This is a genomic window from Psychroflexus torquis ATCC 700755 (assembly GCF_000153485.2).
Taxonomy (GTDB): domain Bacteria; phylum Bacteroidota; class Bacteroidia; order Flavobacteriales; family Flavobacteriaceae; genus Psychroflexus; species Psychroflexus torquis.
The window spans coordinates 1,221,510-1,240,482 of sequence record NC_018721.1; the positions used below are offsets into that span (position 1 = coordinate 1,221,510).

Annotated in this window: 13 protein-coding genes and 2 pseudogenes; 11 read left to right on the plus strand and 4 right to left on the minus strand. The window is 33.8% G+C overall.

Going from position 1 to position 18,973, the window contains the following annotated elements; all coding sequences use genetic code 11:
* The first annotated feature begins 665 nt into the window (after positions 1-665).
* Positions 666-1,184, plus strand: coding sequence for a YybH family protein (locus P700755_RS05430; protein ID WP_015023729.1), 519 nt, complete (start codon positions 666-668; stop codon positions 1,182-1,184).
* A 345-nt stretch (positions 1,185-1,529) separates the two neighbouring features.
* Here P700755_RS05430 and P700755_RS05435 read toward each other — a convergent pair whose 3' ends face one another.
* On the minus strand, positions 1,530-2,297 hold the full coding sequence (locus tag P700755_RS05435) for a DUF481 domain-containing protein (RefSeq protein ID WP_015023730.1): 768 nt from the start codon (positions 2,295-2,297) through the stop codon (positions 1,530-1,532).
* Positions 2,298-2,532: 235 nt separating this feature from the next.
* On the minus strand, positions 2,533-3,240 hold the full coding sequence (locus tag P700755_RS05440) for a class I SAM-dependent methyltransferase (RefSeq protein ID WP_015023731.1): 708 nt from the start codon (positions 3,238-3,240) through the stop codon (positions 2,533-2,535).
* Positions 3,241-3,930: 690 nt separating this feature from the next.
* Between P700755_RS05440 and P700755_RS05445 the strand changes: the two genes are divergently transcribed.
* The 6 genes from P700755_RS05445 (at position 3,931) to P700755_RS05470 (ending at position 12,834) form a co-directional block, all read left to right on the plus strand.
* Positions 3,931-6,912, plus strand: coding sequence for a M16 family metallopeptidase (locus P700755_RS05445; protein ID WP_015023732.1), 2,982 nt, complete (start codon positions 3,931-3,933; stop codon positions 6,910-6,912).
* Positions 6,913-7,131: 219 nt separating this feature from the next.
* Positions 7,132-7,494, plus strand: a complete 363-nt coding sequence (locus tag P700755_RS05450; protein ID WP_015023733.1) for a cupin domain-containing protein — start codon at positions 7,132-7,134, stop codon at positions 7,492-7,494.
* Positions 7,495-7,689: 195 nt separating this feature from the next.
* On the plus strand, positions 7,690-9,120 hold the full coding sequence (locus tag P700755_RS05455; protein ID WP_015023734.1) for an IS4 family transposase: 1,431 nt from the start codon (positions 7,690-7,692) through the stop codon (positions 9,118-9,120).
* 92 nt (positions 9,121-9,212) lie between these two features.
* The gene (locus tag P700755_RS05460; protein ID WP_015023735.1) at positions 9,213-10,451 is read left to right on the plus strand and encodes a TraB/GumN family protein; all 1,239 of its coding nucleotides are present in this window, start codon (positions 9,213-9,215) and stop codon (positions 10,449-10,451) included.
* Between the two features lie 303 nt (positions 10,452-10,754).
* On the plus strand, positions 10,755-11,546 hold the full coding sequence (locus P700755_RS05465) for a peptidoglycan-binding domain-containing protein (RefSeq protein WP_015023736.1): 792 nt from the start codon (positions 10,755-10,757) through the stop codon (positions 11,544-11,546).
* A 568-nt stretch (positions 11,547-12,114) separates the two neighbouring features.
* Positions 12,115-12,834, plus strand: a complete 720-nt coding sequence (locus P700755_RS05470; protein ID WP_157609254.1) for an alpha/beta fold hydrolase — start codon at positions 12,115-12,117, stop codon at positions 12,832-12,834.
* On the opposite strand, the pseudogene P700755_RS05475 reads toward P700755_RS05470, so the two are convergent.
* Positions 12,808-13,215: pseudogene (locus tag P700755_RS05475) on the minus strand (IS5 family transposase); the annotation flags it as partial. The gene P700755_RS05470 and the pseudogene P700755_RS05475 overlap by 27 nt on opposite strands.
* 266 nt (positions 13,216-13,481) lie before the next feature.
* Here P700755_RS05475 and P700755_RS05480 point away from each other — a divergent pair.
* The 3 genes from P700755_RS05480 (at position 13,482) to P700755_RS21445 (ending at position 17,198) form a co-directional block, all read left to right on the plus strand.
* Entirely contained in the window at positions 13,482-14,651 is a 1,170-nt protein-coding gene (locus P700755_RS05480; protein WP_015023739.1) for an ATP-grasp domain-containing protein, read from the plus strand.
* A gap of 506 nt (positions 14,652-15,157) precedes the next feature.
* Positions 15,158-16,717, plus strand: a complete 1,560-nt coding sequence (locus P700755_RS05485; RefSeq protein ID WP_015023740.1) for a GMC oxidoreductase — start codon at positions 15,158-15,160, stop codon at positions 16,715-16,717.
* A 232-nt stretch (positions 16,718-16,949) separates the two neighbouring features.
* Entirely contained in the window at positions 16,950-17,198 is a 249-nt protein-coding gene (locus tag P700755_RS21445; protein ID WP_483474993.1) for a DUF3024 domain-containing protein, read from the plus strand.
* A gap of 99 nt (positions 17,199-17,297) precedes the next feature.
* Here P700755_RS21445 and P700755_RS20580 read toward each other — a convergent pair.
* Positions 17,298-17,433 (minus strand): annotated as a pseudogene (locus P700755_RS20580) (IS1595 family transposase); the annotation flags it as partial.
* A 1,212-nt stretch (positions 17,434-18,645) separates the two neighbouring features.
* On the opposite strand from P700755_RS20580, the gene P700755_RS05495 reads away from it, so the two are divergent.
* Positions 18,646-18,951 carry a hypothetical protein gene (locus P700755_RS05495; protein ID WP_041758157.1) on the plus strand — a complete coding sequence of 102 codons (306 nt, stop codon included), beginning with the start codon at positions 18,646-18,648 and terminating at the stop codon, positions 18,949-18,951.
* Positions 18,952-18,973: the final 22 nt, after the last annotated feature.

Here is an 18,973-nt window from a genome sequence, read left to right on the forward strand (position 1 = left end):
TATTACAGGCCCCTATGAGTGCTAGTTTTTACTCTTTCGTTGGCAACTATTTTTTATAAAGATCTCTGCAAGATGTGTCGCTTCTCCCTGCCAGCTAGTTTACAAGTATTAAAACTGCCCATAAATAATAAATTGAATTATTTTTTGATTGCCAATTTTACGTGTTCAAAGTCGTCCTTTTAAACTGCTCCCACTTTGCCTAATCACTAGTGTCAAACCTGCTTAACTACATCATTCTGCTGTACTTGAAAACCGATCAAAACCGACGGTAAGACCAGAGGATTTTTACAAACCCATTAATTTACCAATGCTAGGTTACTCTAGAGCCATTGGATACCATTTATCAGCTATTGACTTGCCTATTCGTAGCTAGAAAACAGTATTTTGATATGTGTTTAGAGGTTATTAATTATTTATAATAAAGTGTACTTTATTATAAATAATTTGAGATTAAAATTAGTTAGCTCCGAGATTTCACCGTTTATTAAAACATGTATTTAATGTTAATATTTTTAAGACAATAAAAAAATCACTAAATTTAGAATGTAGATAAAGTAAATGATACAAAAAATTGTGTCATCTAAATGTTGTGCATCATACGAAAAACGAAAAAACGGGGAAGCTGAAAACCTATTAGAGTAAGCACTAACTAAATAGGTATAATTATGAAAAAACTAAATAAATTAACTTTAATCACAATGATATTTGCATTGTCTTTTGCAATTCAAAGTTGTGAACAAAAGCAAAAGGAACCAACGGTAGAAGTTGAAAAAGAAGAAATCTCCAAATCTGCCACTTTAGAAGAACTCGGACAGATGAACCGCGATTTTGCAAAAGCATTAACAGCAAAAGATGCTGTGGCTGCTGCCATTGTTTATGACGAGAATGCTTCTATACTTCCGCCAAATGAACCTATTGTTACTGGACGCGCCAACATTCAAGCATATTGGCAAGGAGCTATTGATGCCGGGATTATTGATGCAACTGTAAAAACGATTGATGCTAAAAGTGTAGGTAATTCAGGTTACGAAATTGGAACGTTTACAATGCGGTTTCACGGAGCGAAAAATGATACACTAGTTGAAGTTGGGAAATATACAGAAATACTTGAGCTAAATAAGGAAGGAAAGTGGATGGCTATTTATGGTATGTGGAGTAGTAATGAACCAATGCCAACCGAATAAAAGTACGAACGCACAACAAAGAACTGAGGTGAAAAACAACTCTTTTCTCTATTGATTTTGAGACACTTAAATTCTAAGCTCATGGATTTATAATACTGATTCTTTGAGCTTTTTTAATTTATTTTTCTCTATTTATTTAGGCAACACAGAAACTTTCAACTTCATAAACAACTGTGGGCCAACGAGGCTTCGAAAATCATTGCAATAATCAAGGCTTTTTTGTGACGTAAAACGAAACTGATCTATAACCCCCTAAATGCTGACCAACTACTCCCCTATTATTCCTCGTAGCAAAAGAAAACAATGATTTTACTTCACCCACTAGCCATCTTCAAAACAGCAGCATTAGTCAAGACCAAAACTTTTTAGGGTAAAGCCAAAAGTCAGAAACCTATCTTCTTGACTTTGATTTTCAATCACAATACTCTCGAAAGTATGGATATAATTTATTTTAAAATTCAGAAACTTCCAAAGGGGTAGTTCTAAAGCTAAATCTGCTTGCCATCTAAAATTATCACTTTGCTCCAAAGAAGGCTGGAAATAGAGTTCATGTTTTAAAATGACTTTCTTTTTAAATAAATTATATTTACCATTCACCCAAACGGTACCCCGAAACGTGTTAATAGATTCACTTCCATCATAGTCTGAACGGTTAAAGTTAGTTTCCCCAAAAGCTGTCTGTTCGTATTCACTAGAAAGGGAAAGCTTTAGCCAGTGGCTTTTCTTGTTCACAATTTGATAGGTAACCCCTGCCCCTAGCAGAGAACGTAAATCAATTTCTCTTCGGAAATTGGTACTTATAAAACCTAATACTAAAGGATATAGTTTGCGGTCGGGATTTAGGTATAAAAAGTTTACACTTAAAATATCCTCATCAGCTTTTTCCTTTCCAAACTCTTGATACACATATGAATTTTGAGTTTTGAAAACCAAATTTTTTAAAGGTTTAAAACTAAAATCTGATTTTGCTCTAAAAATGATGGTTTCTACATTTCCGCCCTGATAAAATCCAGTTAATGAAAGGTTTGCTTTTATGCTAAGCGTATCACTTTCATTAATTTGAGCTGAAAGAAGCATAGGGAAAAACAAGAGGAAGTACAGAAACTTAGTCATTCTAATTAAGGATAAGCCTATTTAAATTGAAGTACCAAAATAAATCATTTATTCTAAACAGAGAAATGTTCTTTGTAGATCATGCACTTAGAGGCAACTTACTTAGTTTTTGCCTTCATAAAGCTAAATTTTAAAAACTTAAAATTAAAATGCCACAATAGATTCACCTTAAAGTAAAGTGTGGAGTTTACTTTGGTTTTGTTGAGAAACACAAAACAAATCTAGGAGGAGAAATTTATGATTTAACGAATACCATACAATGTTGCCACGGAAGATTTCCTTTATTTTTTTCTAACGTAAAACCTGCAGCTTCAAATTCTTTAATCGCTTGCTTTTCACTCATTTTATGAACCTTTTTAATGGGGACACTGGGATCTTCGGCTCGATACTCGATTAAATAAATTTTACCGTCTGCTCGCAAAGCACTTTTTATGGAAGCCAGCATTTCTATGGGGTAACTAAACTCATGGTAGACATCTACCATAAGTATTTTATCAACCGAATTTTTAGCTAAGTTGACACTCTTTTCACTTCCTTTAACAAGCGCCACATTATCAATCTCGTTATCGGTAATACGTTCGTTCATTTCTACAAGCATTTCATCTTGAATATCTACCGCATAAACGAATACGTCTTTGGCTATTGAAGACATTTTAAACACATGATACCCAGATCCTGCTCCAATATCTGCAATGATATCTCCTGAAGTGATATTCATATGTTGTAATAATTTCGCTGTGTTCTCTTCCCTTTCGCGTTCAGGACGATCTAGCCAGCTCATCCCTTGAAAACCCATCACGTAGGCAATTTCTCTTCCCATATACCATTTACCTGTCCCATTGGGATCTCCTTCCTTATACGCATAGATGTCTACTGAACTTGGACTTTGAGCTATTAAAGTAATTGAAAAGCAGAATACGAGTAAACCTATAATTTTTCTCATAAGACAACTCTTTTTTTCATTTAACCTAAAATTAATATTTTTTATTAAGAAATAAGAAAAGACTTAAATTTTTAAGAACTGTTTGAGATCTGTACTATGCATAAAGCAATAAACAGCCTATGCACTAAGGTTTTACTCGACTAGGCTTTACATAACAGCAGGATCTGAACATAAAGTAATACACTACGGAAATCCAAAATGGCTAGGTCTTCTTCATTTAGACATCTTTATACCAGGTTTAAATATCGGCATTGAGTATCAAGGAAATAGCATAAATAGCCTGTATAGTCTTTTGGAAGAATTGAAGCTTTCAAAAAAACCTTGGACGTGATAAGCGAAAAAAAAAACTCAGCTCTGATAATAATTTGAAACTATTTTATGTTTTTTCAGAAACCGTCACCATAAAATTTATTACAAAAATAAAAGAAAATATAAAAGCTTTAAACACTAAATAAGCATTTATGTGATTCTTTCGTCCTAGCATGATTACCACTTTATCTGTACCGTTTGTTCATCTCATTAATAGGTAAGAATCCCTTGGAAAAAGAACCTTTATGACCATTGACAAAAGACTAGGCTCTATAATTCAGTTAATTACGAGGATAAATCTTTAATTTTTTTAAAAAGGGAGGTGTTTATTTGTGGAATACAAGCTATATTTATATATATTAATTCTTAATAATCAATCTTATGAAATATGTTAAGCAGTATGTTTTTATTCTAAGCCTTGCCCTTTTAAGTAGTTGTACACAAAATTCAACAGAAGAAGGCTATCCCATTAAAACACAAGAAGACGCCAATGGCTTTAGCTATGAAATGGCAGAAAATGACCCTTCAGGATTAAGACTCTACACCTTGGATAATGGTTTAAAAGTCTACCTTGGAAAGAATGAAGAAGATCCCAAAATTCAAACCTTAATAGCTGTAAGAGCTGGATCTACCTACGACCCCGCCGATAATACTGGACTTGCCCATTACCTAGAGCACATGGTCTTTAAAGGAACAGATGACATAGGCACTTCAGATTATAAAGCTGAATCTAAATTACTTGCAGAAATTTCAGATTTATACGAAGCACATAAAAAAGAACAAGATCCTGAGAAGAAAAAAATAATCTACAAGCAAATAGATTCTGTTTCTTATGAAGCTTCGAAATTAACCATAGCCAATGAATATGATAAAATGGTGAACTCTTTAGGTGCTGAGGGAACCAACGCTTTTACATCGAACGAGCAAACGGTTTATGTCAACAAAATACCATCAAATGAGTTGGAAAAATGGTTAACCGTAGAAAGCGAGCGTTTTAGTAAATTGGTTTTACGCTTGTTTCACACCGAATTGGAAGCTGTTTATGAAGAATTCAACAGAGGTCAAGATAGCGATGGCAGAAAGCAATACTTCGCTACCTTAGAAGGACTTTTTCCTACACATCCCTACGGAACTCAATCTACCATTGGAATTTCTGAACACTTAAAAAATCCATCTATGGAAGCTATTAATGCTTATTTTGATAAGTATTATGTTCCTAACAATATGGCGGTAATTTTGGTAGGAGACTTAGATTTTGATGCTACCATCCAAAAAGTGAATGATGCTTTTGGAGATTATGAACGCAAAGAAGTAACGCATCCAACTTTTGAAAAATTAGCTCCACTTACAGCACCAGTAAAAAAAGAAGTCTATGGCCCTACATCGGAGTCTGTTTACTTAGCATTTAGAGCTGAAGGGAAAGGTTCTGAACAAGAGGTTTTACTTACGCTTGTAGATTATATGCTAGCCAATTCTCAAGCTGGACTTATCGATTTAAATTTGAATCAGAAGCAAGTCGTACAAAACGCATCTTCTTATACCAATTTTGATAATGACTATGGATTCCATCTTCTTTATGGGAGCCCAAAAGAGAATCAAACCTTAGATGAAGTAAGCGATTTACTATTGGAGCAAATAGAAAAAATTAAAAAAGGAGAATTTGAAGATTGGTTGCTTGATGCGGTTGTCAACGATTTAAGATTATCACAAATCAGACAATACGAAAATGCTTCTTCTACAGCTTACTCTTATTTAGAGGCCTTTATTGGCTTTCAAAACTGGAATAGTAGATTGGAAATGCTAGACAGAATGAAAGGAATTAGCAAAGAAGATATTGTAAAATTTGCCAACGAATTTTATGGAGACAATTATGTAGAGGTACATAAGTTAAAAGGAGAAGATACTTCTATAGTTAAAGTTGAAAACCCTGGCATCACTCCAATAGAATTGAATAGAGATAAAGAGTCTGCCTTCTTGAAAACTTTCAATGACGTTGAATCTCCAAATTTAGAACCACAATATATAGACTATAAAACAGCGATATTGGAAACAAAAACCAAGAATAACATTGGAGTTTCCTATATTAAAAATCCAAACAATGATATTTTTAATTTGAATATCATTTTTGATATGGGTCAAGATAATGACAGAATGGTGTCACTTGCTGCTGGTTATTTAGATTATTTGGGAACCGATAAATATACACCAGAAGAGCTAAAACAAGAATTTTATAAAATTGGAATAAACTACAATGTATTTTCATCTAATGATAAAACTTACGTAGGTATTTCTGGCTTAAAAGAAAATCTTGATTCAGGTTTAGTCTTATTAGAGAACCTTTGGGACAATGCAAAGCCTAACCAAGAAGCTTACGACAAATATGTAGAAAGCATTCTGAAAGGAAGACAAGATGCAAAAACTCAAAAAGGTTTTATATTTAGAAATGGAATGATGAACTATGCCCAATATGGTGAAAATTCTAGACTGCGAAACATCTATTCTGAAGCAGAACTAAAAGCATTTGATCCTGCCGAATTGGTAGATAAAATGAAAGATTTGCGGGCGTACAAACAACGCGTATTTTATTATGGAAACGATGTGGATGCTGCTGTTGCATCTTTAGATGCACACCATATAGTACCTGAGACTTTGTTGGATTATCCTGAGGAAATGGAGTACCAAAACCTAGATACAGGAGGTAATGTTTATTTTGTAGACTATGATATGGTCCAAAGTGAAATCATGCTCATTTCTAAAGGAGATACTTTTAATGAAGAAAAAATGGCGGCTTCTAGATTATTCAATACCTACTTTGGAAGTGGTTTATCTTCTATTGTTTTTCAGGAGATAAGAGAATCTAAGTCTTTGGCTTATTCTGCTTATGCAGGCTATAGAATGGCATCTAAAGAAGGAGAGCCAGATTACACCATGGCGTATGTAGGCACACAAGCCAACAAGCTAGAACAAGCTGTAGATGCTATGATGGAATTGATGAACGACATGCCTGAAGCGGAAGAACAATTTAACCAAGCCAAAAAAGCTACCTTAAAGCAAATTGCTGCTGAACGCATTACAAAGTCAGATATTTTCTGGACGTTTGAAGGCCTAAAGAAAAGAGGGATAACCAATGATTACCGAGAGGAAATGTACAAGACCATCGAAAAAATGACCTTTGATGACCTAAAAACATTCTTCGATGAAAACATTAAAGGTCAAGACTATAATGTAGCTGTGATAGGTAACAGAAAGGATTTGGATTTTGATGCACTTGGTAAACTAGGTAGGGTTAAAGAATTGGATATTGACTATCTTTTTAACTACGAAAAGAAAGAAAAGGAGAGTATTAAAGAGGTCAAGCTTTAAATTAAGTCAAGCATAGAAAACCCCAGCATTTTAATTAAAATGCTGGGGTTTTTATTTAAATGAACATTGGTGTAAAGACCTTAAATGAAGGTCTCTATCCGTCGAGGTTAGCTGGTTCGATTGTATATCGATACTCTATGTAAAGGAGTGAGATTATTTTTAAAAAATTAAATTTGTTTAGCCAAATAAAAAGCTTTTTTAGGAATCTAAAAAAAAGAAATGATAAAAGCCATCAACATAAAGGACAAACTGGAGTTAATCGATGAACTCTGGACCCCAAAAGTCATTGCAGAATTAAATGGGCAGCAAGTGAAGCTTGCTAAAATCCAGGGGGAGTTTGTATGGCACGACCATAAAGAGGAGGATGAGCTCTTCTATGTCCTTAAAGGAAAATTGGTAATGGAGTTTCGAGATAGAAAAGTAGACGTAAACGAAGGCGAGCTTATAGTGGTTCCAAAAGGAGAAGAGCATAGGCCTGTTACCAAAGAGGAAGTATGGATTCTTCTATTTGAGCCTAAAACCACAAAACATACTGGCGAGGTAAAGTCAGACTTGACCGTCGATACCCCAGAAGAGATATAGGCGAATGAAAAATAATCTTATAATTTTCTATTCCCTTGACAGAGTTTTTCATTTAGTATTCTTTTTTAATTATATTTAATACTCAAGTTTCGCACCCATTATTCACAGGGTTTAATTGGAAAAAAATAGCATGAAAACCAAGGGAAACCCCTGGTTTTACTGTATCTTTAAGTAACTAAACACAAAGTACAAAACATGCTACAACACGAATATATTGCAAAAGTTCAAGAAATAAAAGGGAAGTTTAATAAGGTTTGGTTTAATTCAGACTATTTACGGGCACATCTAAATATTTTAGGCTTCAATAGAATAAAAAAACAATTCAGTTGGTGCAAAAAGGCGGGTTTTTCATTTGAGGATTTGATCGCTACACTCTTGATTTTGCCCCTTATTGGAATTAATTCTATTTATGGACTTACAACTGACAAAGATCCAGAACTTAATAAATGTGGAAAAGATTCATACTATCGAATCTTGGCAAATCAAAAAATTAATTGGAGAGCTTTTTTGGCCCAGTTTGTAAAGCAATATCTATTGAAAGATGAACTCTTCACCCCCTCAGCAGACCCTACAAGATGCTTGATCTTTGATGATACTGATCTTTCAAAAACAGGAAAGACTATTGAAGGAGTCTCAAAGATCTACAACCATGTGTCAAAGACCTACTATTTAGGTTTCAAGCTACTTGTGGCTGGGTATTGGAATGGAAGTGTTTTTATCCCCATTGATTTTAGTCTGCACCGTGAGAGCAAAACATCAAGATTAAAATATGGTCTAACCGCAAAGCAGCGTAACGCCCAAAAGAGACACCAAGATGTAGTAAAACAGTTGCGGCAAAGAGGTATAGGGAACTCAATAAAAGAAACAGACGTAGTAGTGCAAATGTTTTCCAGGGTTGTAAAGCGTAAAATTCCTGTAGACTATATTTTAATAGATACCTGGTTTACAAGTGTGGGATTACTTAAAAAGTTACGAAGTATTTGCAGTTCGACCCATATTATTGGGATGTATAAATACAATAGTAAAATTGAAGTCAGATCAAAGGTCAAAACTTTAGCACAACTTAAAAAACAGAAAGCAAAGCCCAAGCGCTGTCGTAAATTCAATTACTACTACCATCATTACATAGCTGAAATTGATGGGCTCAAGGTTGCTCTCTTTATTTCGAAGCGTGGGAAGAACGGCAAATGGCACACCTTAATAACCACTGATACATCACTCAAATTTGTAAAAGCAATTGAAGTATATAGTATTCGATGGTCAATTGAAGTCTTTTTTAAAGAAGCCAAGCAGCTCTTTGGTCTTGGAAAGTGTCAGTCTACCAATTTTGATGTCCAGATTGCACAAATAACAATTGCAATGACCCAATATCTGCTCACAAGTATTCGGTACAGAATGGAGGCTTATGAAACCATAGGCGGATTATTTAAAGATTTAAAACAGGATTATATTGAAAATAAGCTGAATATCAGAATATTGGCAGTTGTCAACTTAATTTTAACCAATTTGGAAAAACTAGTAGAATCAATTGATATTGAACTTATTACATCCAAAATAATAGAGGATATTGAGAGTTATGGGTTTCTAACAAATACCCATAGCTTTAATCATCAAGGTGTTAAGTGAAATTGATTAGGTGCGAAACTTGAGTTTAATACTTAAATATTCTGTTAAATTTATGCACTAATTGGAGTATTCTTAATTAAATAAAAAAAGAAATGATAAGAAATTTTTTTAAATGGTCATTTAGGATCCTAGTAGGCTTACTACTGCTTGCAACATTATCCTATGGTGGATTTCATCTATGGGAATATTCAACAGGTGGAAAGTATATAAAATATTTATCTGAAAATAGTGAAACCATACCTTTGGAATCAAATTTTACTTATGAGGCTTTAGGTAAAGATATCAAAAAAAAGCAGCTGATTTTGGTCGGTGAGATTCACGGATTTGATGCGCCTGCAAAATTTGACGTTGATTTTTTCAAATATCTACATGAAAATCATAATGTTAATCACTATATAGCTGAAGTCGATTTTGTACAAGCAAGTCTACTCAACGATTTTCTTATAAGTGGTGATGAGAATATGCTTAAACAGGTATTAAAAAAGTGGGTCGTTATTCAAGGTCGGAATAACAAAGACTATTTTAATAAATACGTTGAATTACAAAATTACTACGAACAACTTCCTGAAAACGATAAATTTAAATTTATTGGAATAGATAGAATACAAGACGGTGATCTATTAAAAGTTTACCTAAAAAAACTCTATCCAAATAGTACCTCCAAAAAGAAGGATGATATAGAAGATAAATCTATTGGTGATTTAATTGAGGAACTCAACGATATATATAGTAAAGTCCCTGACACCTTGTTTATCCTTTCCCACATAAAAACCAACGTATTATACATTGAAGACAAGATAAACAGAGAAGAGGTTATGTTCCAGAATTTTAGTAAAATACACAAGGCATATCATCTTGAAGAATCAAAATTGTATGGTTATTTTGGTTTGTATCACGTATTTCAATATGGAATAAATGGCAAACAACCCCTGGCATCTAAAATTAGGCAGTCAGGTTTATATCTTGATGATGAAATATTGTCAATTAATATGATGATGAACGACAGCTATATGGTGATGCCAAGTAACCAGTTACCTGAATTCATGAGCGATGATGGACCCTATACTAAAATGCCAATTTCCGCAGATAACATGCTCTTTATGTATATAGTTGGAATAAAGGATTTTAAAAGAATGACTCCAGAAAACCAAAAGTCCTTAATAAAAATGGACGGTGAAGACACCCCATATGGTAATTCTATAAGGTTAAATAAAACGATACAATTCCTTCCAGTAACAGATCTATTCGAAATGACAGATAAAGGTAAGCCATATGTTCAGTATACTGTTTTTATGAGAAACTCAGACTGGGCAGAACCCATGAAAGAATAAGAATTTACGAGAACAGACAAGTGAGGTTAGATTTAAATAAATCCAAATTAAATTTTTTCTCAAAAATCTGTAAAATTTCAACTTCTAGTTAGATAACTTTATTCCATTTATTGCTGAAATCAGTGCAAGTTTAATAGTTAAAAAATAAAGTCAACCTGTTTTGTATTTTATGAAGCATCACTGTTTCTGTCAAAATAATAAGTCTTTGAGTAATTGAATATTTATGTATATTTAATTATAATTTTTTTGTTATTAAAATTTAATCAATGAGCTCCTGAAATTTACCAACTAAAAATAAACTGTATGGAAAACTACCCTTACTACCCATCCTCTGTAAAAAAAGAAATAACTTATCCCGGAGACATAAAAAGAGGACGGCGTGGGCCGAAAGCAAAACGCGTTCAAGAGTGGCTTTCTTTTCATGATTTTAAAACCTCAACAGATGGTGATTTTGGTCCGGCTACTGAACTTTGTGTAAGAGATTTTCAAAAGGAGAATAAGATTAATGAAACTGGAATCGTAAACCAAATAACTTGGGAGGCGTTGGTTAAACCTATGACAGATGTTTTAACAGATTTGCATCCAATAGAAGGCACCACTGCTCCACAAAATGTCTTGAATTTTGCAAAACAACATCTTAAAGCACATCCAGTGGAAATAGGTGGGCAAAATAGTGGTCCTTGGGTTAGGATGTATATGAATGGCAATGAGGGTAACCAATGGCCATGGTGTGCAGGTTTTGTTACGTTTGTTATGGAGCAAGCGTATGCAAGTCTTGGACGTAAAATGCCTATTAAGGGCTCCTTTTCGTGTGATAATCTTGCCAATCAGGCTATAAAAGAGGGCTTGTTTGTAAAAGGAACAGACATTATTAAGGAGAAGATCAAGTGGGAAGATATGCCTGAATGCTGGTTATTTTTGAACAGGAAAACTTCAACCGACTGGACACATACTGGATTTGGCTTTTCAGGACATGGTGAGGTTTTTAGAACAATTGAAGGAAATACCAATGACGAAGGCAGTCGAGAAGGTTATGAAGTATGCCAACGTACTAGAAATAATAAAAATCGAGATTACATTAGGTTACCTGATTAACCAGAACCTATCCAGTCAATTTATCAATTCTGAAGAGTAAAAATAGCCGTGTTAAGCCAAAGAGTTTAATTCCATATACCGATCAACTATGAGAACCTATGCTATTTCTAAAGCATTACTGTTTCTCTACCTTCTTAAAGGTGTCGATTATTGGTTGTACACTACTGATAGTGGTTTCTTCCACTACGAAAGAAGTAATCTCTTCATTAATGTCTCCAATGACTTATACCAATTTAGACCTATAATGTCGCAATAAATCGTTTCTTTTTCACCTGCTTTTCATCAAAAATAATTACCGTAGCTAAGGCTATGCTAGTTATTTTTGATTTCAATCAATCAAAAAATAATTCAATTTATTCATACGGCATTATAAATATAATTTGGTATTACTAAGTATAAGTACCATTAGATAGATACATATCACTTACCAATTCTTCTATAGAACTCGAATTAAAAACTGTGCCTTCAAAAATGGCAATTACGAAAAACAACACTTTTGCCATGAGTTCTTACAATGAACAAAAAGATAAAATTAGAAACATTAACGTCACCTTTTAATCATTTCAGTATGCCATTATCAACAATAATTACGGGAGCGCTATTAGATATAGCAAAAAAACATGCTTTTGAAGTAGGTGAAAAAGTGGCTCATAGCTTTAAAGATTCTGCCACAGGGAAGCATATCGGGCAGCTTATAAACTATCGGTCTCAAAAAGAGTATAACAACATTGTTTTATTTGTTCATGGTTTTTCAGGTGATGCTGCAGAGACTTTTGGACGTACGCCAGAAATCATTTTAAGCAATCCAGAATTTGATGGGTGGGATGTTTTTAGTATAGGTCATAGTTCAGATATTTTTCCAAGTATAGGAAAAGGCTTATGGTCTGTAAATCCAGATATAACAAAGATTTCTTTTTACTTAAAGACATTACTACAACATCAATTTGGGCATTATGATAGGGTGGCCTTTGTTGCTCATAGTATGGGAGGCCTTGCTGTGCAACGTACCATTTTAGATTTATCGGGTCCTGATAAACATAAAATTTCCCATTTGCTTCTTTTTGGAACGCCTAGTAACGGTTTAGATAAGGCATATTGGTTTAGGTTTTGGAATACTCAAGTAAAAGATTTGAGTAGTAAGAGTGACTTTATTATAAAATTAAGAAACGACTGGAACACTCAATTTAACAATAAAATACCCTTTGCTTTTAAAACGATAGCCGGCTCTAAAGATGACTTTGTTTCGGTGACTTCATCGCTACAAGCTATCTGCCTTTTCAATGATTAGAGTATTCCAAGAGTCAAAATTTACTGCCCCCATTCGTTTACGAATAGCTACAAGTACAGTGGGATGAAAAGGGGGTTTGGTTTGAAAACACTTTAATCCACAAAAATATTGCAAGTAAATGTTTTCGCTAATCATAGCAACGGTCTCTCTATCGTTTAGACCTATCTTATGCTTTACAATAATTGCACCTATAACCATGCGGACATCAATACTCTCTCTACCATTACGTGCATTGAGTTTATTGGAATATACCTTTGCCAAAGCATCCCAAGGGATGAGTTGTGCTAATTTTACCCAGCGATTATCAGATAACAATTCTTGTTCGAAGGGATGTGAAAACTCGGATAAACTTAACTGATTAGAAGGCGTATATTTTATCATAACCGCATAGGTTTATGAGTAAAAGATACGAAAAACCATGCAATTACGCAAGAAAAAAACGTGTATTTTAATGAGTAAAACACTGATGCTTAATTTAATAGATTATAATTATAAGAAAATCAGCAAGCCCTAGTTAGGATGCAGTAGCTAGGATGTAGACCGCTTTCATAAAAAAAACTGCTGTTTTTTGATGCCCCTTAATTTTATAGCGTCTAAATTTAGGTTTTGAAAAGACTCTCATAAAAACAGACTAGACTCGATAAAGAATGATATTGATAGACCACCCCTATGTTTCAGATTTTCTACTCAAAACGATTAAAGAGTATAGTTTTGAAATTGTTTCTACTCCAGAAGCAAAGTCATTGATTACTGATGATTCTTTAAATTGGATTTCTGAAAAAGAAGCTACTCATAAAATCGTAAACACTGTAAATCCTCTGGTCTATACCAATTCTGAGAATTCTTTAGCCTGGGTTTTCAAACATTTAAAAGCAACTCCACTCCCTGGCCAGATGCAACTGTTTAAAGATAAGCTCAAATTTAGAGAGCTAACTCAAGACTTGTTTCCAGATTTCTTGTTTAGGAAAATTAAAATAGACGAAATCCAAACTTTGGCTATTGATGACTTGCAACTGCCCTTTGTAATTAAGCCTTCCTTGGGCTTCTTTAGTATTGGCGTGCATATTGTTCAGAACAAATCAGATTGGTATGCAGCTCAAAAGGAGTTAACCGTAGAGAATCTTAAAAGCATTTACCCTAAAGAAGTTATGGATGCGTCTACCTTTATTGTTGAAGACTATTTGGAAGGAGAAGAATTTGCTGTAGATGCCTATTTTAATGCCGACGGAGAAGTCGTTATTTTAAATATTCTCCATCATAAGTTTTCTTCCAGCACCGATGTTGGTGACCGGGTCTACTCCACCTCTCAAAGCATTATTCGCAACTACAAAGAAAGCCTTGAAATCTTTTTAAAACCCATAGGTGAAAAGGCAAATTTAAAAAATTTCCCTCTACATCTAGAAGTCAGAATTAATGAAGAAGGCATTATAATGCCTATAGAAATAAACCCCTTACGCTTTGGAGGCTGGTGCACAACTGGCGATCTTTCGTGGTATGCGTTTAAATTTAATTCCTACCGCTACTTCATTCAAAATAAAAAGCCAGATTGGGAGGAGGTTTTTAAAAATGATAAGGGAGAAATTTATAGCCTTGTTTTATTAGACAACACTTCGGGATTTCAGGCTTCAGAAATTTCTTATTTTGACTTTGATAAGCTCCAGCAAGATTTGGAACACATACTAGTCAACAGAACATTCGACTTTAATAAATACCCTGCCTTTGGGTTGCTGTTTACCAAAACCCGTAAAGGAAATGAGAAAGAGTTAAATGATATACTCATCTCCAACTTAAGTAAGTATATTGTATTAAAAAAATGAATCTTAAACCCCTAAAATCGACTCAAAATCAAAATGAATAAAATTAAGTTAACGCTAATCTTACTATTTGTTGTTCCTTTAAAATATTATAGCTAAGAATCTAGCAATGGAGTAAGGAACACAGCCATATGTAGCGGAATAGGTTTAATACCAATTTAGTTTTTAAATGTTGCTTTAAAATTTTGAATTATACTACGACGTAGCTCAGCACAGGTTTTTTACTTAGTTGAGGAAAAAAATATAAGCATAGCCATAGTTACGGTTCTATTTTATGACGATTAATAAGTGAAAAAGAAACTTATTTTATCCGACATTTAAATGTTAAGGTGGTGTAAATACATTTTTAGGAGTTGTAGTGACTTGAGAAAGGAATAAATCAGTTTTATTAGCTTTTTAAATGGTATTTTCAACTGGTCATGTGTTTTTATTCTTTTTATTTACTAGAAAGCAAAGAGAAAAAATTTAAACACAGATAGAGTTTAAGTAAATCCTTCACTAAAAAAAATATGGAGTACGATTATATTATCATAGGTAGTGGTTTCGGAGGTTCGGTTAGTGCTTTGCGATTATCTGAAAAGGGATATAAGGTTTTAGTCATTGAGAAAGGCAAATGGTACGAAGCCAAAGATTTCCCCAAAACCAACTGGAACTTTAGAAAGTGGCTATGGATACCCTTTTTAAGGTTTTTTGGTATTATGAAACTTTCCGTTTTCAAACATATCGCCATAATTTCTGGTACTGGCGTTGGAGGAGGCTCCTTGGTTTACGCCAACACTTTACCTACCCCTAAATCTGCTTTTTTCAATTCTGGAAGCTGGAAGGACTTAAAGGATTGGGAAAGTGAATTGAAGCCTTATTACGATGAAGCCTTAAGAATGTTGGGAGCTACAAAAAATCCAGAATTGTTTGACGGAGATTTGGGTCTCCAAAAGGTAGCCGAAAACTTAGACATCAAGAAGAAATTTGCCCCAACTCGTGTTGCCGTATTTTTCGGAAAACCCGGTCAAACCCAAAAAGACCCCTATTTTAATGGCCAAGGGCCGGAACGCTCTGGGTGTAATTTTTGTGGAGCTTGTATGACGGGTTGTAGACATAATGCAAAAAACACACTCGATAAAAACTACCTCTACTTCGCTCAAAAAAACGGTGCAGAAATACTGGCCGAAAATGAAGTTTATGATGTTCAACCTGTTGCCACTAAAGACGATTCTCAAGGGTATAACGTCTTTTTAAAAAGCAGCACAAAATTATTCAGCAAACGCAAGACACTAAAAACTAAAGGGGTAATATTCTCAGGAGGAGTTTTGGGTACAGTAAAATTACTGCTAAAACTTAAAAAGAAATCCCTGCCTAATTTATCAGATAAACTGGGTGAAGATATCCGAAGTAACAATGAAACCCTAGTAAGTGTTACCGGACTGGACAAAGACAAAAACTATTCGAAAGGGGTTGCCATAGGAAGTATCCTAGACACTGATGAAAACAGTCATCTCGAAATTTGCAGATATGGTGAAGGCTCCGATGCTTGGAAGCTAGCTCATTTACCATACGTGACGGGATCAAATGTAGTATCGCGTCTGTTTAAAATTTTCATAAAACTCTTAAAACATCCCATTGATTATTTCAAGATTTATTTTGTGAACGGTTGGGCCAAGAACACAGTTGTTTTACTTTTTATGCAAACTCTGGACAGTACCTTAAAATTTAAACGAAACGCTCTGGGGCAGATGACTTCAACCGTTAGTTCAGGAAAGGCTCCTACACCTTTTATCCCAGAATCTATAAAACTGGTTAAAGCTTACCGCAAAGCGATAAACGGAGTGAGCACCTCTTTTTCTTTAGAAACATTGGCGGGTATACCGTCTACAGCACATATTTTAGGGGGAGCCGTTATGGGAAAGAATCCTTCTTCTGGGGTAATCGATAAGGACAATAAAGTTTTTAACTATCAGAACCTTTATGTGATTGATGGGGCTATGATTTCTGCAAATCCAGGAGTAAATCCCTCCTTATCCATAACTGCTATTGCAGAGCATGCCATGCACCAAATACCCGCAAAAAAGTAAGCTAATGTGAAAAAGAACAATATATATAAAATACTAATATACTCTTACTTATAAATTCACAAGCATTAGGTATCCAGATTAAGCCCTTAGGTTCAGCTTTTTTTTTAAAAATTAGACCTTGCTAATCTATGAACTGAATGAAAAATACAACAATCGACATCAACGAAAATAGTATTAAAAAGTATGTAGAATCTTTAAAACCAGAGGATCTGTTATTCGTGAACAACTCGATTTGGGGTATTCTTATGATGGGAAAATTGCAATACTTTATGAAATTCGACCTTTTTGGGACAACCCGAAAGAAATTCAACACATGGAATTTGCTAAAATTAGATTTTACAAGTCAAGACAAGAATGGAATCTATATTGGATGCGTGCAAGCGGAAGATGGAAACTTTACGAACCATTTCCAAAATCAACTCATTTAGAAAAGATGATCGACATTATAAAAGAAGATCCATATGGCTGCTTTTATGGATAATATAAAGAAAATATTATAAAAATTGTGGAAGAATTCACTTCTAAAATTTAAAGCTTTTCTAGATCACTTAAATTTAAGAAGATTAATTAAGGTTGATATTTAAGCACATATTAATATGGAATGATATATTTTTGAGTTCATCCATCAGTCTACAAATAAGGTTGTGAAAGATAGTTTTCTTAGTTCTAGACTTCTTGAGCTGGTAACAAAATTCATCAAAATATCCATTTATATGTTATAAACTCCAACCAAATTAAATTTATAATGTCGTATGAATAAAATGAATTGTACTACGACGAGGCTCAGCACAGATTTTTTTGGTTTATTGAAGTTAAATATAACTAGCATAGCCTTAGTAACGGTAATTATTTTTGATAAAAAGTAAGCGAAAAAAGCCTGTGATGAATTCGTATCGGTAAAACGATTTATTGCCATATTAAAATTTATTTGGTATAAAATGATTTCAACTAAAAAAACTTAGAGAATTAGTTAATAGGATCAACTATAAGAGCAGCTGGTTCAATGTGCTTTCAGGCAAATGGAACGCGGACGTCATTACGAATCAATGGTATCTTTTATAAGATTTTGCAAACAACAACCGCAGTTAGACAATAATACTTTGCGGTAAGTGATAATAGATTTACGTTCACTAGCGTAGATCTCATAATCGACAAGGTTTCAAAAGTTTTACTCTCTAAGGCACCAAGTAACAATTATACTTTCTTCAATTGGTATAGCTGAAAACCGAACTATTATTGAATGCATAACCTAAGCTAATATAGGTTCTGTATCCAATAATCAGGCCCTTCAACTTCCTTTAAACATCAAAGTAGGTTTAAATACAAATGATTATATCGAGGTTTCTATATGATCCGGTAGCGATAGGTCAATTATTGTTTCGAATTTGCAGTTTAGAGTCACCGATTATCAGTAGTTAGGCCATTCTAATATGAAATAAATAGAAATTTATTTCTACCCTTTAAACCAATACTATAGCCTCATTTGCATTCATCAGGTTTTACATTGGTATTATCCTCTATATACAACACTGCCATCCCCGTATCGCCTTTATAACTCACTCCCACTAAAGCTATATGACCTGTATCATCTTAAGCCTCTAAAATCTGGTCTTTAGTAAGCAAGTACTCTATCGTTTTTATCTCCAAAATATAAAGCAAACAAAAAAGGAGTAAGGGTTCGTTCACCTTTACAGTTAATCAATATTGCTTTTTTTTAATTTTGTAAAACTTGTCAATCAAATTAATTCAAAACCATCATACTACAAATACTTAACAATAGAACAAATACTACAAACAAAGTCATAGCAAGGATTTAATTGAAAAAATACTGACTTTTCAAAGATATAATAGTGAATTATAAGCATTTATTAACAATAAGTATTTTCTTCTTATCAATAGGTTTGTGTGTAATTCATACATAAAAAATTATGAATAATTTACTATTTACAGCAACAACCATTAGTTTTTTAATAAGTTTTGTCTCATTGAAGGCAACAGCAATTAGTTCTAATACTGAAGGTGATATTGTAATTAATAACCTTACTCATAATGTGTCGATGTCAGAAATGAAAACATTTCCCGTTAATGATACTAATCCAGTTTTAAACATTTCAGAATGGCTCAGTTTTGAGACATTTTGTGCAACCCAAGCTGTTGCGGATTTGATATCCTTTCACGACAATTTAATGGCACAAACAATCACAGCAAATCTCCCTCAAGCTCTTGGTACATGAAAAATCTTTTATTCACAATTTT

Coding starts and splice junctions, on each gene's coding strand:
- P700755_RS05445 (WP_015023732.1), top strand. CDS start 3,931: ATGAAATATGTTAAGCAGTATGTTTTTATTCTAAGCCTTGCCCTTTTA.
- P700755_RS05465 (WP_015023736.1), top strand. CDS start 10,755: ATGGAAAACTACCCTTACTACCCATCCTCTGTAAAAAAAGAAATAACT.
- P700755_RS05440 (WP_015023731.1), bottom strand. CDS start 3,240: ATGAGAAAAATTATAGGTTTACTCGTATTCTGCTTTTCAATTACTTTA.
- P700755_RS05450 (WP_015023733.1), top strand. CDS start 7,132: ATGATAAAAGCCATCAACATAAAGGACAAACTGGAGTTAATCGATGAA.
- P700755_RS05485 (WP_015023740.1), top strand. CDS start 15,158: ATGGAGTACGATTATATTATCATAGGTAGTGGTTTCGGAGGTTCGGTT.
- P700755_RS05435 (WP_015023730.1), bottom strand. CDS start 2,297: ATGACTAAGTTTCTGTACTTCCTCTTGTTTTTCCCTATGCTTCTTTCA.
- P700755_RS05430 (WP_015023729.1), top strand. CDS start 666: ATGAAAAAACTAAATAAATTAACTTTAATCACAATGATATTTGCATTG.
- P700755_RS05460 (WP_015023735.1), top strand. CDS start 9,213: ATGATAAGAAATTTTTTTAAATGGTCATTTAGGATCCTAGTAGGCTTA.
- P700755_RS05495 (WP_041758157.1), top strand. CDS start 18,646: ATGAATAATTTACTATTTACAGCAACAACCATTAGTTTTTTAATAAGT.
- P700755_RS05470 (WP_157609254.1), top strand. CDS start 12,115: ATGCCATTATCAACAATAATTACGGGAGCGCTATTAGATATAGCAAAA.
- P700755_RS05480 (WP_015023739.1), top strand. CDS start 13,482: ATGATATTGATAGACCACCCCTATGTTTCAGATTTTCTACTCAAAACG.
- P700755_RS05455 (WP_015023734.1), top strand. CDS start 7,690: ATGCTACAACACGAATATATTGCAAAAGTTCAAGAAATAAAAGGGAAG.